Genomic DNA, 13,278 nt, shown 5'->3' with positions numbered 1-13,278 from the left:
CGGGCTCACCATTATAAGAACACTGCCTATGACCCTCAGCACCGACCTGTTCGGCCCCTCGGCGGCGCCCGCGCAGGTCATCCGTAAACATTACGCCACAGAGATGGCGGTCGAGCGTACACGCCTGCTGTATCAGGGCTCGTTGCTGCCCACCTTATTGATGCTGGTCAACGGCCTGGTCTGCGCCTGGCTGTTGTGGAACCCCAAGCAATACCTGCTCGACAGCATCTGGTTGGTGTGGCTGCTCGCGCTGGTGGCCATGCGCGTGATCCAGGTGGCAGCCTTTGATTCGGCCATGCCCAGCCGCCAGGCCCAGCCCGTGTGGCGGCGCATGTTCATGCTCGGTTCGGCGGTCAGCGGCCTGACCCTGGCCACGGCAGCCATCGCCTTGGTGCCGGTGGACAGCTTCATGCAACAGGCCTGGGTATTCGGCCTGATTGGCGCCGCGACGCTCTCGGCCAGCGTGGCCTACGCCGTGAGCCTGCCCGCATTCCTGTCCTTTGCCGTGCCGTGTCTTGTACCGGCCATCCTTTACTTGTTTTGGAACGGCGCCCCGCAGCAGCAAGGCTGGGGCGTGCTCGGCCTGATCCTGCTGGCCTCATTGAGTGTGGTGGCGTGGCAGGTCAATCGCCTGATACAGCGTGGGTTGCTACGCCGTTTCCAGAACCAGGCGCTGATCGAACACCTGCAGCAGGCGCAGCAACGCAGCGAGCAACTGAACCAGGAGCTGGTGCGCGAAGTGGAACAGCGCCGTCAGGTCGAGCAGGAACTGCGTGACGCGCAAATCGGCCTGCAAGACCGCGTGGCGCAACGCAGCCAGGAACTGGATGCCGCCAGCCTCGCCCTGAACAAAAGCGAAGCGCGCCTGGCCATGGCGCTGCAAGCCAGCGAACTGGGCCTGTGGGACTGGAACCTGCAGACCGACGAAGTCCATCACACCCAGCTTAAAGAGCTGTTTGGCCTGGAGCCCGAATACGTCACGGCGATGCTCAGCCACCTCAAGCCGCGCCTGCACCCCGAAGACTTGCCATTGCTCAAGCGCGCGCTGGTGGAGCACCTCAAGGGGCGCAGCGAGGACTACCAGGTCGAATACCGCGTGCGCCACGGTGATGGCCATTGGGTATGGATCGAAGACCGTGGCCGCGCCGTGGAGCGTGCGCCCAGCGGACGAGTCACGCGCATGCTGGGCACGCGCCGCGATATCAGTGCCGACAAGGCCCTGGAAGAGCAGCAGCGCCTGGCGTCGACAGTGTTCGAGGCCGCCAGCGAAGGCATCGTCATCCTCGACCCCAACTACGTGCTGATCGCCGTGAACCAGGCCTTCAGCCGTGTCACCGGCTTTGATATCGACGACATGATCGGTCGCAACGTCGTCGAACTGCCCAGCAGCCGCGATGCGCGCCGCCATTTTCCGGTGATCCGCCAGGCATTGCTCAGCCATGGCACCTGGCAAGGGGAGTTGGTGGAGACCCGTAAGAACGGCGAGCTGTACCCACAATGGCTGCAGCTGAACGTGGTGCGCGATGTTCGCGGAAAAGTCAGTCATATAGTGGGCTTCTTCGCCGATCTCTCGGCCCGTCGTGAATCTGAAGAGCGCATGCGCTACCTCACCCACTATGACGAACTGACCGGCCTGGCCAACCGCTCGCTGTTTCGCGAGCGCTTGCGCGAGGCTCATGCGCGGGTGCGTCAGGGCGGGCGCAGTTTGGCATTGCTGCATATCAACCTGGACCGCTTCAAGCTGCTCAACGACAGCCTGGGCCATGAAGTGGCCGACCAATTGCTGCAGAAGATGTCCCGTCGCCTGATCAATGCGCTGCCAGAAGCCGACACTATTGCGCGCCTGTCCGGGGATGAATTCGCCGTGCTGTTTGACGCCTATGGCAACCTGTCGAGCCTGGCGCGGGTGGCCACGCGCTTGCTGGCCAAGTTGCGGGTCCCGGTAACGGTGGAAGGGCATGAGCTGGTGGTGAGTGCCTCCATGGGCGTCAGCTTGCTGCCGGATAACGCGCGGGAAATTTCTGCGTTGGTCAGCCAATCGAACATGGCCATGCAACACGCCAAGCACTTGGGCGGCAATAACTTCCAGTTCTACACCGACAGCCTGCAAGCCAGCACCCTGGAACGCTTGCAGCTGGAAAACCACCTGCGCAAGGCCATCGACGAGCGCCAGCTCACGGTGTTCTACCAACCCAAGCTGTGCCTGGCCACTGGCAAGCTGAATGCCGCCGAAGCGCTGATTCGCTGGGAGCACCCACAGTGGGGCATGGTGCCGCCGGGCGATTTCATCGGCCTGGCCGAGGAGACTGGCCTGATCGTGCCGCTGGGCGAGTTCGTGTTGCGCCAGGCCTGTTGGCAGGCGTGCGAGTGGCAGCGCCAGGGGCTGGCGCCGATCCGGGTGTCGGTGAACCTGTCGGTGCATCAATTGCGCCAGGGCAAACTGGTGAGCCTGGTACGCCAGGTACTCGAAGAAACCGGCCTCGATCCGCAATACCTGGAGCTGGAACTGACTGAAAGCCAGTTGCTCGACAGCGTTGAGCACATCATCGCCACCTTCCAGCAGCTGCGTGACCTGGGGGTGAAGTTGGCGATTGACGACTTCGGCACGGGCTATTCGTCCCTCAGTTACCTCAAGCGCATCCCGGTGGACTACGTGAAGATCGACCAGACCTTCATCCGTGGGCTTGGCCAGGGCCGCGAAGACGCCGCGATCACCCGGGCGATCATCGCCATGGCCCATGGATTGGCGCTCAAAGTGGTGGCCGAAGGTGTGGAAGATCAGCAGCAGCTGGATTTCCTGCGCGGGGAACGCTGCGATGAAGTGCAGGGCTACCTGATCAGCCGGCCGATGCAGGCGCAAGGGCTGGCAGATTTGTTACGTAAAAATGCAGATTTTCCTTAGGGACGCAGGACGCGCCCCTGTGGCTACAAAGCCTGTGCCCTTTGAATCAGAGGGCAGCAGGGCGATTTAGTGATGCATCGGGCGGGCAAAACGGCAATTCTTGTAGTATAACTACAAGCTTGCTACATCCCTGGCGTCTGCCAATAACAAGAGTCCTGCCCTTTGAACCTGTTGCAACATATCGCCCAGTCGCGCCACCTGTTACGCAAATCGGAACTCAAGGTTGCCGATCACGTGCTGCTTGACCCTGCGGCCGTGATGCACAGTTCCATGGCCGACCTGGCCCACAGCGTGGGCATCAGTGAGCCGACCATCGTGCGCTTTTGCCGCGCCATCGGCTGCTCCGGGTTCCAGGACCTGAAACTCAAGCTGGCCCAGAGCCTGGCTGCGGGCGCGAGCTTCGGGCAATTTGCGATCCATGAAGACGACTCCGTCGCCGACTACAGCCTGAAGATCTTCGACACCACGTTGCACACCCTCATGGAAGTGCGCGAGAAGCTCGACCCGGTGGAGCTGCAAAAGGCCGTGACCGCCATGTCCCAGGCCCAGCGTGTCGAGTTCTATGGCTTCGGTGCTTCCGGCGCCGTGGCGGCCGACGCCCAGCACAAGTTCTTCCGCCTGCTGCTCACCGCAGCGGCCTACAGCGACCCGCATATGCAGGCGATGTCGGCAGTGACCTTGAAGCCTACGGATGTGGCGATCTGCATTTCGCAGTCCGGTCGCTCCAAGGACCTGCTGATCACCGCCAACCTGGTGCGTGAAAGCGGCGCTTCGCTGATCACCCTGTGCCCGAGCCAGACGCCATTGGCGGAGCTGTCCACGGTCAATCTGGCGATCGACGTGCATGAAGACACCGAAATCTACACGCCGCTGACTTCGCGCATCGCCCACCTGGTGGTGATCGACGTGCTGGCCATGGGCGTGGCCATGGCGCGCGGGCCGAGCCTGGTCAACCACCTCAAGAGCGTGAAGCGCAGCTTGCGCAGCCTGCGGTTGTCGCCAAAGTCCGTCAAAGCCCTCGACGACTGATCCGACCCCTTGCTGACTTTACACGACCCTTGTAGGAGCCCGGCTTGCCGGCGATTGCGATCTTGAGGGCGCCATCGCCGGCAAGCCGGCTCCTACAGGTTATCGGTGAGAATTCACCGAATTCATCGTCCTGTCATCCCCGCGCCGCTAAACCGTAACCCCCCAAGCCCATCCTGAACTCCCCGTACTCGCATTGGGAGATTCCAAATGGCACGTCCCTACGAAGACAGCAACAGCGCCGTAAAGACCCGTCGTCAGCAGGAAGACCAGCGCCGCATGGCGTTCCGTCGCGCAATCGAAGACCGTTGTGAAGAGCGTCAACTGCTCCAGAGCATCAGTGACTACCCGGAACTCCACTGGCAGGCACCCGTGGCTGCCCAGCGAAACGCTCAGCCAGCACGCTGATCTGCGCCCGTTCGCTGCGGATAAAGCCCAGGAACGCATGGGCCACCGGTGACAAGCGCTTGGCCTTGGCTTGCACCAGGCACCAACTGCGGTACAGCGGCAGTTCTTCCACCGGCAGCTCCTTGAGCCCGCCGGTGGCCAGCTCCATGTTGACCGCATGACGCGTCAGCAGGGCCACGCCCAGGCCTGCACAGACACATTCGCGCTGCGCCTCGGCCGAGGCCACTTCCACCGTCTGGGTGAAGTGCACGCGCTTCTCCTTGAAGTACTCCTCGCACGCCAGTCGCGTACCGGAGCCCGGCTCGCGCAGCAGCAGCGTGTAGGGTTCCAGGTCCTGCAGGCGCAACGGGCCTTGCAGGCTCAAGGGGTGGTCCGGTGGCGCCACGGCGACAATCGGGTTGTTGAGGAAGGGCAGGAATTCCAGGCCCATGTCCTGGGGCACCATGGACATGATCACCAGGTCGTCACGGTTGTCCGACAGCCTGCGGATCACCTGTGCGCGGTTGACCACCGTCAGGTGCAATTGCACCTCGGGATGCTGGCGCTTGAAGGCGGCAAACAGGTGCGGCACGAAGTACTTGGCGCTGGACTCAATCGCCAGCTTTAACTGGCCTTGCAGCGAGCCTTGCATGTCCGAGAGCTGCATATCGAGGTTTTCCAGGCGTCCGAAGATATCGCGGCTGGCCCGTTGCAGCGCTTCGGCGGCTTCGGTCATGTAGAGCTTTTTGCCGACGTAGTCGAACAGCGGCTGGCCGATCAGCTCTTCCAGCTGGCGAATTTGTAGGCTAACGGCTGGTTGTGTGAGGGACATTTCCTCGGCGGCGCGGCTGTAGGAGCGCAAATCACACACTTCGTTGAAGATCTGCAATTGACGCAATGTCATACGCATCAATGACTTACGCATTATTTTTGTCCTTTCGCCCTGGGCCGTCCGGCCAACTATAAGTCTTTACTTATGCGCGACCCAATAATTATTGATTTTTGTTAATCCCTTGCGCGGCTTAGTGTGTGTCTCGCGACTGTCATGAAACATTTGGTCACGCACCGACCCGGGTCTAGCGGGTTGAAGAACGCAGCAATCGGCTCAAGGGAATTTCCAAGTGATAAAAAAGATCCTGATCGCCAACCGTGGTGAAATTGCCGTACGAATCGTGCGTGCCTGCGCCGAGATGGGCATTCGCTCGGTCGCGGTCTTTTCCGACGCCGACCGCCATGCGTTGCACGTCAAACGTGCCGACGAAGCCCACAGCATTGGTGCCGAGCCACTGGCCGGCTACCTGAACCCGCGCAAGCTGGTGAACCTGGCCGTGGAAACCGGTTGTGACGCGTTGCACCCGGGCTATGGTTTTCTCTCGGAAAACGCCGAACTGGCAGACATCTGTGCCGAACGTGGGATCAAGTTCATTGGTCCGTCCGCCGAAGTCATCCGCCGCATGGGCGACAAGACCGAGGCGCGCCGCAGCATGATCAAGGCCGGCGTACCGGTCACCCCCGGCACCGAAGGCAACGTCGCCGACATCCATGAAGCGCTGACCGAAGGCGACCGCATTGGTTACCCGGTGATGCTCAAGGCCACCTCCGGTGGTGGCGGGCGCGGTATCCGTCGTTGCAACAGCCGCGAAGAACTCGAACAAGCGTTCCCCCGCGTGATTTCCGAAGCCACCAAGGCGTTCGGTTCGGCGGAAGTGTTCCTGGAAAAGTGCATCGTCAACCCCAAGCACATCGAGGCGCAGATCCTCGGTGACAGCTTTGGCAACGTGGTGCACCTGTTCGAGCGCGATTGCTCGATCCAGCGTCGTAACCAGAAACTCATCGAAATCGCCCCAAGCCCCCAGCTGACCCCCGAGCAGCGCGCCTACATCGGCGACCTGTCGGTGCGCGCGGCCAAGGCCGTGGGCTACGAGAACGCCGGCACCGTGGAGTTCCTGCTCGCCGAGGGCGAGGTGTACTTCATGGAAATGAACACCCGGGTGCAGGTGGAGCACACCATCACCGAGGAAATCACCGGCATCGACATCGTGCGTGAGCAGATCCGCATTGCGTCGGGGCTGCCGCTGTCGGTCAAGCAGGAAGACATCCAGCACCGTGGTTTCGCGTTGCAGTTCCGTATCAACGCTGAAGACCCGAAGAACAACTTCCTGCCGAGCTTCGGCAAGATCACCCGCTACTACGCGCCCGGCGGCCCCGGCGTGCGCACCGACACGGCGATCTATACCGGCTACACCATCCCACCGTTCTACGACTCCATGTGCCTGAAACTGGTGGTGTGGGCGTTGACCTGGGAAGAAGCCATGGACCGTGGCCTGCGTGCCCTGGACGACATGCGCCTGCAAGGCGTGAAGACCACCGCCGCCTACTACCAGGAAATCCTGCGCAACCCGGAATTCCGCAGCGGCCAGTTCAATACAAGCTTTGTGGAAAGCCATCCTGAGCTGACCAACTACTCGATCAAGCGCAAACCCGAAGAGCTGGCCCTGGCCATCGCCGCCGCCATCGCCGCCCACGCAGGCCTGTGAGGAAAAGAATAATGAGCAAGAAAATCTTCGTAACCGACACCATCCTGCGCGACGCTCACCAATCGTTGCTCGCGACCCGCATGCGCACCGACGACATGCTGCCGATCTGCGACAAGCTCGACAAAGTCGGCTACTGGTCCCTGGAAGTCTGGGGCGGCGCGACCTTCGACGCCTGCGTGCGCTTCCTGAAAGAAGACCCGTGGGAGCGCCTGCGCAAACTGCGCGCTGCGTTGCCCAACACCCGCCTGCAAATGCTGCTGCGTGGCCAGAACCTGCTGGGCTACCGCCACTACAGCGACGACGTGGTCAAAGCCTTCGTCGCCAAGGCTGCCGTGAATGGCATCGACGTGTTCCGCATCTTTGACGCGATGAATGACGTGCGTAACCTGCGCGTGGCCATCGAAGCCGTGAAGGCTGCCGGCAAACATGCCCAGGGCACCATCGCCTACACCACCAGCCCGGTGCACACAGTCGAAGCGTTCGTGGCACAGGCCAAGCAACTGGAATCCATGGGTTGCGACTCCATTGCGATCAAGGACATGGCTGGCCTGCTGACCCCGTACGCCACAGGCGAGCTGGTCAAGGCGCTGAAAGCCGAGCAGACCCTGCCGATTTTCATTCACTCCCATGACACCGCTGGCCTGGCCGCGATGTGCCAGCTCAAGGCCATTGAAAACGGTGCCGACCACATCGACACCGCCATCTCCAGCTTCGCCTGGGGCACCAGCCACCCGGGTACCGAGTCGATGGTCGCCGCCCTCAAAGGCAGCGAGTTCGACACCGGTCTCGACCTGGAGCTGCTGCAAGAGATCGGCCTGTACTTCTACGCCGTGCGCAAGAAGTACCACCAGTTCGAAAGCGAATTCACCGCCGTCGACACCCGCGTGCAAGTCAATCAGGTGCCGGGCGGGATGATTTCCAACCTGGCCAACCAGCTCAAAGAGCAGGGCGCACTGAACCGCATGAGCGAAGTGCTGGCCGAGATCCCGCGTGTGCGTGAAGACCTCGGCTTCCCGCCGCTGGTGACGCCGACCTCGCAGATCGTCGGCACCCAGGCGTTCTTCAACGTGCTGGCCGGCGAGCGCTACAAGACCATCACCAACGAAGTGAAGCTGTACCTGCAAGGTGGCTACGGCAAGGCGCCGGGCACCGTGAACGAGAAACTGCGGCGCCAGGCCATCGGCAGCGAAGAGGTGATCGACGTGCGCCCGGCTGACCTGCTCAAGCCGGAAATGACCAAGCTGCGCGGCGAAATCGGCGCGTTGGCCAAGTCCGAAGAAGACGTGCTGACCTACGCCATGTTCCCGGACATCGGGCGTAAGTTCCTCGAAGAACGCGACGCGGGCACCCTGGCGCCAGAAGTGCTGTTGCCGATTCCTGAAGCCGGCGGCGTGGCTCGCCCGGGTGGCGAAGGCGTACCGACCGAGTTCGTCATCGACGTGCACGGTGAAAGCTACCGCGTGGACATCACCGGTGTTGGCGTGAAGGCCGAAGGCAAGCGTCACTTCTACCTGTCCATCGACGGCATGCCCGAAGAAGTGGTGTTCGAACCGCTCAACGAGTTCGTCAGCAGCGGCGGCAGCAAGCGCAAGCACGCCACTGCGCCGGGTCACGTCAGCACGGCAATGCCGGGCAATATCGTCGACGTGCTGGTCAAGGAAGGTGACGTGGTCAAGGCCGGCCAGGCCGTGCTGATCACCGAAGCCATGAAGATGGAGACCGAAGTGCAGGCGGCCATCGCCGGCAAAGTCACCGCCGTTCATGTGGCCAAGGGCGACCGGGTCAACCCGGGTGAAATCCTGATTGAAATCGAAGGCTGATCCAGCCTTCGACACGACCGCTTAATCCTCGGGGGGGCAGGTGCCCCCCTTTTTTTTCGCCTGGGATTTGAGGGTCAGAACCGCATGCGCCACTGCCCGGTCAGGCTCTGGCTGCTGCTGTGGGTGCCGGACTCGCTGGCGTAGGCCAGGCCGATGCTATGGTTGTTCGTCAGGGCCAGGTCCAACCCCGCCTGCAGGTTGAGGCTGTTGCGGTCCAGAGATGTGCCTTGGACGGTGAAGTCGCCAATGGTGCCGCCGCCATATCGGAAAGATTGGCGTACCCGACTGTCCACATCGCCATACAGGTGTTTCCAGCCGGTGCTCAAATGCGGCGTAAGGATCATCTGGTTATCGAACCGGTACGACTTCGCCAGGCGCAGGCCGAGGGTGCTGTTGACGTTCTGCTGGGTTTGGGCGCGGACATTCAGCGCCGTCAGCCCGCCATGCTCCTGGAAGCCGTCGCGTTGATAGCGCTGGTAGCCAAGGCCGGCAAACGGCTCAAGGCTGAAGTCCCCACGGCCCAGCTGATAGCCGAATTCGGCGAAGGCCGTCTGGCTTGTCGCGTCGTAATTGCCTTTGAGCGAGTTCTTGTAGCCCAGAATCTCGACTGCACGTTTGTTCTGCCCGGCATGGTTGCTGTAGATCGCGCCAAGGCGTACGGCCAGCGGGCCGTCCTGGCGTACGGCGTAGGCGCCTAGGTGCCAGCTGTCCAGTTCGGCGGCGAAGCGTTTGGCGTCCAGGCGATGGGTGGACTTTGCGCCCAGCAGGCCGACCCGCCAGGCATGGTCCAATGCCCAATCCGCACCCAACAGCAGGCCTTGTGTGCCCTGTTTCAAGCCAGCACTGTCGCGCTGTCCGTCGAGGCGGCCTTCATTGCCGAGGTTTTTTACCCAGAAGTGGCCATCGTCGTCCGTCGGCAATTCGCGCAGGGTGGTGAGCAAGCGGTGGCTCAGTTGTTGTGTGGTGTTTTGGGTGGCAGCGGCCAGGTTGGCATGTTGGCTGCCCGCCAGTTGCTCCAGGGCTGCGCCATAGGCACCCGGTTGTCTCTTGAGCGCATCGTCCAACTTTTGCAGGGCCTTGAGCTGTTCGGAGGTCAGTTGGCCTGACTCCAGCAGGCGAATCGGCGCCGGGTCCAGTACCCGGGCCACCTGCAAACCGTTGTAGGTGGTGGCCTGCCGGGCAAGGTAGTTGTCCAAAGGCGCCGCTGGCTCTTCAGGCGGATAGTTCCACTCATCAAGCGCGCCATACGGTTGGATCGAGTACGGCAGGTATTCGATATCACCACGGGCATACGCCAGTTGAAAACCGACAGCAGCCACAAGGCTGATGATGAATGCTGATCTACGGGGTATATGGGGCATGAATTCCCGACCTCTGTTGAATGAGGTCGGGAATTTAGCGGGGTGGCGGGGGGATAACTGTCAGGTCATCGACCCCTGGTTTGCAGGAGTCGTCTCTCGTGCGCAGCGATTAAAAACTCATCTGCCATTGTCCGATCACGGCGTGGTTGCGGCTGTTGCTGCCAATCTCGCCGTTGTAGCCCAGGCCCAGGGTATGGCGGGCCGACAAGCCGACGTCCAGGCCTGCTTCCAGCAGCAGGCTGTCGCGGTCCAGGGCGCTGCCTTCGACATTGAACGCGGTGCCGCCCGCGAGAAAGGCTTGGCGTGTGTTGCTGTCGACATCGCCGTAGGTGTGCTTCCAGCCAGCGCTGACCCGTGGGGTGAGGCTGATGCCGTTTTCCAACTGGCTCAGGTGTGCCAGGCGCAGGCCCAGGGTGCTGTTGACGTTGTCCTGGGTCTGGCCGTCGACATGCAGCGCGGCGGCGCCGCCTTTTTCGTTGTAGCTGTCGCGGTGGTAACGCTGGTAGCCGAGGTTGGCGAACGGTTCGGCGCTCAAGCGCCCGCTGCCCATGGCGTAACCCAGTTCGGCAAAGGCTTGTTGGCTGTTGGCGTCGTAGTCGCCTTTGGGTTTGTCGCTGAACCCATTGAAGGCGACCGTGCGTTTGCTGTCACCCTGGTGCCCGCTGTAGGCCGCGCCCAGGCGCAAGGCCAAGGGGCCGCTCTGGCGCAGGGCGTAGACGCCGGCGTGCCAGCTGTCGACACTGCCGTCGACGCCGGTGGTGTCCAGGTCGGTCTTGGAGTAGCCGCCCAGCACACCCAGGCGCCAGTCGCTGTCGAGTGCCCAGTCGGCGCCGAGAACGCTGCCTTTGGTGCGTTGGGTCAGCCCGCTGTTGCCGTGCTCGCCGTCCAGCTTGCCGTAGCTGCCGATGCCTTGCAGCCACAGGCGGCCGCGAGCGTTCGGGTCGTTGAGGTTACGCGCCGCAGCGGGTACACCGGTGGCCGCCAGTACGGGGGTGTCGCGGCTGTCGAGCCCCACCAGCAACCCCGCGCCGCCGCCCAATTGGTGCATCGCCGCGAGCATGCTGCCGCCCACTTGGGCGCTCGCGCCGAGGGTAGCGCTGGTGAGGTTGGCGGTGCTGCTGCCGGCCAGTTGCTCGATGGCCGCACCAGCGGTAGCGGCCGTGGTGGTGATCAAGGCGTTGTACAGCGCGTTGTCTTTGCCCAGGCCTGCCAGGCCAGCGGCGGCGCTGCTGCCGTTGGCGCTGCTGGCGAAACTGTTGAAGCTGACGTCATTGCGGGTGTAGGTCAGGCCGACTTGGGTGGCGCTGTAGTCCAGGGTTGGGGTCAGGAAGGCATAGTCGCTGGTGACCTTCGCAAACTGCCCGTTGATGTTGCCTGCTTGCAGCAAGGTGTAATGGCCTTGCCACGGTGAATTGCCACTGAGTGCCAACACCGAGTTGCTGCCCAGGACCAGGTCGCGGGTGATGGTGATGGGGCCCTGGGTAGTATTGGCCTGCAGCGTACCGTTGACGGTCAGGCCGCCTACCGAGCCGTTGCCGGCATACACGCCGCCAGCGTCGACCGTCACGTTGCCCGCGATACCGCCCTGGTTGATCAGTGTGGCGCCGCTGAAAATCTCGCCGCCATCGCTGAAATCACCGCTGCCGGTGAGCGTCCAGGTGCCTCGCTTGACGTCCAGCCATTCGAAGTTGCGGCTGTCACCCAAGCTGCCGCCTGCGGCGTCATCCATCGTGACCCGGTCATAGCCGGCGCCGCCATCGACCGTACCGACAAACCGGCTGCCCGCCAGCAATACCAGTTTGTCGTCGCCGCCGCCCAGGTCCAGGGCCAGGCCGTTGCTGCCACTGATGGTGCCGCTGTTGATCACGGTGTCGGCAAAGTTGCCGACGAACTTCACGCCAAAGCCATTCAGGCCCTGGATGACGCCATGGTTTTCCAGGGTGGTGGCGGCCAGGCCCGGGCCGTCACTGCCGTCGTCCACCAGGATCGCGTTGTTCGCGCCGCTGACCAGCGCGCCCTTGGCGTTGTACACCGTGCCGCCACCCAGAGCGATGCCTTCGCTGCCGTTGGCAAAGCCGTTCTTGTCGACGCCACCTGCGCCGACGCCCTGGATGATGCCGTAGTTTTCGATGTGAGCGATCTTGTCGATGTCCACGCCATCGCCGTCGCCGTCCGGTTGCAGCCCGGAAAACGCGCCGGTGATGGTGCCATGGTTGATCACCGTGCCGTCGCCGTCGGAGCCAAAGCCCGAACCGTTGCGGCCGATCACCGTGCCGTAGTTGGTCAGCGTGGCGCCCAGGTCGGTGGTAATGCCGTGGCGGCCGCCGGAAATCAGGCCGTAGTTGGTCACCGTCACGCCGGTGGCGGAGTCGATATCGACGCCGTCGAATTTATCATCGCGGGAAAAGGTGTCGCCGGTGGAGATCTCGCCATAGTTGGTGATGCTGGCGTTGGCCCCGGTCTTCATGCCGTCGCTGGCGTCACCGCGAATCAGCCCGCCTGCGCGGTTGATAATGGTGGTGGCGACGTTGTTGCTGCGAATCGCATCCAGGTCCAGCCCTTGGCCGGTGGCCGAGCGAATGGTGCCACTGTTGTCGATCAACAGCGTGCCGCTGGCGAAATTGCTGTTGATGCGCAGCGCATCGTTGGCGCCCTGGATCACACCGCCCGCAAGGTTGTAGATGCTGTAGTTGCGCGCCCCGGTAATCGTCCCCGAGCTGTCGATACCCCGGCCGCCGCTGGACACCAGCTTGCCCGCGTTGGTGATGACCACGCCTGCACCGCTGGTGCCGTCCTTCAAGGTCACCGCCACGCCGGACGTGGTGATGCTGCCGGTGGCCGAGGTGGTCAGCGCATCACTGCCACCCAGGGTTTGCCCGGTGGTAGTGGGTGCAGTGATTTGCAGGTTCTTCGGCGGCGCAGGGTCTGCTTCAACGAAACCGCTGCCAGCCAATAAAGTGATGGCCAATGCAAGACGGTGGGGTGACGGGGGCATGACGGACGACCTTGTTATAAGAAACGAGTCGACCTGTATAGCGGAGGGTGTTTACAGGAATGTGTCGGGGAGATGACGGGTAGTAAATCTGCAGTTTATTGCTTGAGTCCATGCCATAAAGGGCATGCGCATGCATTATATTGCGCTAATTGCTCGGCGACATTCGAAATTATGCACTATATTGCAGATTAATTGCCCTCCTGATGACTTAAGGTGCATTAAATTGCAGATCGAAACCACGTTCAAATTG

At 62.3% G+C, this 13,278-nt stretch carries 8 protein-coding genes; 5 read left to right on the top strand and 3 right to left on the bottom strand.

What is annotated here, in order from left to right; all coding sequences use genetic code 11:
- Positions 1-28: 28 nt before the first annotated feature.
- From HX792_RS01920 to HX792_RS01910, 3 genes are all read left to right on the top strand, one after another.
- Positions 29-2,902: an EAL domain-containing protein gene (locus tag HX792_RS01920; protein WP_176994522.1), complete on the top strand. Its 2,874-nt coding sequence runs from the start codon at positions 29-31 to the stop codon at positions 2,900-2,902.
- 162 nt (positions 2,903-3,064) lie between these two features.
- Complete coding sequence (gene hexR, locus HX792_RS01915; protein WP_003177007.1) at positions 3,065-3,931, top strand: transcriptional regulator HexR; 867 nt, start codon at positions 3,065-3,067, stop codon at positions 3,929-3,931.
- 207 nt (positions 3,932-4,138) lie between these two features.
- Positions 4,139-4,336 (top strand): PA3496 family putative envelope integrity protein, encoded by a 198-nt coding sequence (locus HX792_RS01910; protein ID WP_081609292.1) that lies wholly within the window; start codon positions 4,139-4,141, stop codon positions 4,334-4,336.
- Here the strand turns inward: HX792_RS01910 and HX792_RS01905 are convergent.
- Entirely contained in the window at positions 4,266-5,240 is a 975-nt protein-coding gene (locus HX792_RS01905; RefSeq protein WP_176994521.1) for a LysR family transcriptional regulator, read from the bottom strand. The genes HX792_RS01910 and HX792_RS01905 overlap by 71 nt on opposite strands.
- Positions 5,241-5,436: 196 nt before the next feature.
- On the opposite strand from HX792_RS01905, the gene HX792_RS01900 reads away from it, so the two are divergent.
- Both HX792_RS01900 and oadA read left to right on the top strand, forming a co-directional pair.
- Positions 5,437-6,852 (top strand): acetyl-CoA carboxylase biotin carboxylase subunit, encoded by a 1,416-nt coding sequence (locus HX792_RS01900; RefSeq protein WP_016971700.1) that lies wholly within the window; start codon positions 5,437-5,439, stop codon positions 6,850-6,852.
- A gap of 11 nt (positions 6,853-6,863) precedes the next feature.
- On the top strand, positions 6,864-8,672 hold the full coding sequence (gene oadA / locus HX792_RS01895) for a sodium-extruding oxaloacetate decarboxylase subunit alpha (RefSeq protein WP_016971699.1): 1,809 nt from the start codon (positions 6,864-6,866) through the stop codon (positions 8,670-8,672).
- 74 nt (positions 8,673-8,746) lie between these two features.
- Here the strand turns inward: oadA and HX792_RS01890 are convergent, their stop codons facing one another.
- Both HX792_RS01890 and HX792_RS01885 read right to left on the bottom strand, forming a co-directional pair.
- Complete coding sequence (locus HX792_RS01890; RefSeq protein WP_176994520.1) at positions 8,747-10,033, bottom strand: autotransporter domain-containing protein; 1,287 nt, start codon at positions 10,031-10,033, stop codon at positions 8,747-8,749.
- A 109-nt stretch (positions 10,034-10,142) separates the two neighbouring features.
- Positions 10,143-13,028, bottom strand: coding sequence for an autotransporter domain-containing protein (locus HX792_RS01885; protein WP_176994519.1), 2,886 nt, complete (start codon positions 13,026-13,028; stop codon positions 10,143-10,145).
- Positions 13,029-13,278: the final 250 nt, after the last annotated feature.

The sequence above is a fragment of the Pseudomonas sp. B6002 genome, assembly GCF_013385985.1.
GTDB lineage: Bacteria > Pseudomonadota > Gammaproteobacteria > Pseudomonadales > Pseudomonadaceae > Aquipseudomonas.
Note: the sequence above shows the minus strand (reverse complement) of the source record. Positions and strands in the feature narration are given on the sequence as shown.